Annotated in this window: 2 protein-coding genes; both read left to right on the top strand. The window is 78.7% G+C overall.

What is annotated here, in order from left to right; all coding sequences use genetic code 11:
• The coding region (locus tag ABZS66_RS61245) for a hypothetical protein (protein WP_354774149.1) at positions 1-1213 on the top strand (1213 nt) is incomplete at its 5' end.
• Positions 1210-2594 (top strand): hypothetical protein (locus tag ABZS66_RS61240; RefSeq protein ID WP_354774147.1); only part of this gene is annotated, 1385 nt, incomplete at its 3' end. The genes ABZS66_RS61245 and ABZS66_RS61240, both read left to right, overlap by 4 nt.

Below are 2594 nucleotides of genomic sequence, written 5' to 3'. Positions count from 1 at the left end.
CACGACCGCCTTCGGGCGGGTGAACTCGCGCAGGCCGTCCTCGCCGTGGATGCGCGGCCGCCTGCCGGCGCCCGTCCGGGTGGCCGTCGGCGGTGACCTGAACGACCTGGCGCTCTCGCCCGACGCGAGCCGCCTCGCGCTGCGGTACCGCGTCCACCCCGGCCAGCGGGAGTTCCTCGACGACGTCGACCTCGCCTCCGGCCGGACCGTGCACCGCTACGTGTCCCGGGGCGTCGGCGGGGACCCCGGCCGGCGCCGCGGCATCGTCCACTTCGGACAGTCGATCGTGGACGCCGGCTCGGCCGACCTGCGCCGGCCCGCGGGGCTGCGGCGCTGCGCCGGCGGCCGGCAGGCGATCCTGCACGGCCCGGCCGGGTTCACCTGCGTGCGGCGCCTCGGCGCCGGGTTCGTCGCGCTGCGCACCGACGGCACGCTGCTGTTCGGCGGCCCGGACGGGGTGGAGCACGGCGCCGGGCCGGTCCGCCCGACGATGCACCACCACGACAACGGCCAGTGGCTCGCGGTCGCCCCCGACGGCGCACATCTGGCGGTCGCCGTCGAGGAGGCGCTCGTCCTGCTCGACGGGCGCGGCGAGCCGGTCCTCACCCGGCCGGCCCCGCCGGGCGCCGGCTACCGGGGCGTCGCGTTCGCCGCCGCGGACCAGGTCGTGGCGCTCGAGCACGGCACCTGGGAGCCCCGGCTGACCCGCTGGCGGATCGCCGGCGACGTGCTCGTGGAGGAGGCGACCGCCGACGCGCCCGGCGCCGACGACCTCGACGGGCTCGACGGGCTCGACGGGCTCGACGGCACGGGCCTGCTCGTCCTGGCCGACGGCACCCACGCGGCCCGGTGCCGTGACGCGCTGACCCTCGAACGGCGCGGCATCGAGGGCCCTGACGACCCCGACGAGTCCGGCGCGCTGCGCCGCCAGCCCTATCCGCGGGCCGCGGCCGGACGGGTCGCCGTCGTCCGCGCGCACGAGGTCGAGGTCCGGCCGCACCCGGCGTACCGGCTGGCGGCCGGGCCGCTCGGCGAGCTCGTCCCGGCCGACCTCGGCACCGTGGAGCAGGAGCTGGCGCGGGGCGCACACGAGGTACTGACGGTGCTGCGTGACTGCCTGCGGGCCCGGTTCGCGACCGAGATCGCCCTCGGCCGCCCGGGCGCCGTCGCGGCCGGCGCCACCGAGATCGCGCTCGGGAACGAGGCCGCGTGAACCGGCCGCACGCGTGGCGCCTGGCGGCCGAGGTCCCGCGGGACTTCACCGGCCCCGCCTGGCAGGACCTGGTGACGGCCGCCGCCGACGGCGACGAGGCCGCCGTCGCCGCGGTGCGCCGCCTGGTGGGGCGGCTGCCGCATCCGCTGCCGGTCCGGGCCGCGCGGGGCCTGTGGAGCATCGTGCTCGCCGACGGGCCACCCGACCCGGTCCTGTGGGAGGCCGCGCTCGACGGCACCGAACCGCACCCGGCCGACCACCGGCTCCGGGGGCTGCTGTGGATCACGGACCCGTACCACGGCCAGCTCGACGACGAGCCCCGCGCACACGCGGCCGTCCTCGAGGCGGCCGCCCGCGGCGACGGGCACCCGATCGCCGCCATGGCCCGCGGGCGGCTGCTGGAGCACGGCGCCGCCCCCTTCGCCGAGCGGCTGTGCGAGCTCGCCCTCGACCGGCCCGAGCTCGCCGAGTGGTGCGCCGAGCACGGCCTCATGCCGGCCGACCCGACCGAGGCGGCCGTGTTCCTGCTGCTGACCTGGCAGCTGGAGCGGTACCGCGCGGCCGACCCCGACGGCCGCCTCGTCGCCGCCGCGTTCACCGGCGCCGACCCGCAACGGCGCGGCCGCCTGCTCACCGCGATGGCGACCGAGGGCGACTTCGACCTTGTCGCGATCGCCGCCGGCCAGGTCAGCGACCGCCCCGACCAGCGCGGCCTCGTCGTCGAGCACTTCGCCGCCCGGCACGACTGGCCGCAGCTGTGGCGCCTGGTCTGGGACCTGCCGATCGTCGAGGCGGCCGCCGCGGTCCAGCGGACCGGTGACTGGCGGCCCACCGGCCCGGCCGACCGGGAGCTGTTCGCGGTCCTCGCCGGCGCCGACCTGGAGTGGCTGGCCGGCACGGCCGAGGTGATGCCCGGGGTGGACCGGGTCACGCTGCCCGGCCGCCCCCGGGAGCTGGCCCTGTCGCCCGACGGCACCCGGCTCGCCGTCGGCTACGCCGGTCCGCTCGCCGGCCGCGTCCACGACGTCGAGGTGGCCACCGACACGGGCGGGCCGCAGTGCGCCTGGCATCACGGGCCGGCCGGCCCGCGGCACCTGGTGCACCTGGGCGAGGCGATGGTCGGCGCCGAGCGGACCGGGCTGTTCCGCTACGAGTACGGCGGGCGCGAGTGCCTGTACGACGACGTCGTCGTGACCGTGCGACCGCTCGGCGCCGGCTTCGTGGCGCTGGCGGACACCGGCGCGCTGCTGTTCGGCGACGCCGACGGGCTCACCGCGGAGCAGGCGTGGCCGGGGCCCGCGCCGGACCGGCCGCACGGGCTCGCCGCACCAAGGCGGGTGAGCACCGGGTTGGAACTCTGCACGATCAGCCTCCAGGGGCG

Origin of the sequence: Dactylosporangium sp. NPDC005572 (assembly GCF_040605515.1) — a bacterium.
GTDB lineage: Bacteria > Actinomycetota > Actinomycetes > Mycobacteriales > Micromonosporaceae > Dactylosporangium.
Note: the sequence above shows the minus strand (reverse complement) of the source record. Positions and strands in the feature narration are given on the sequence as shown.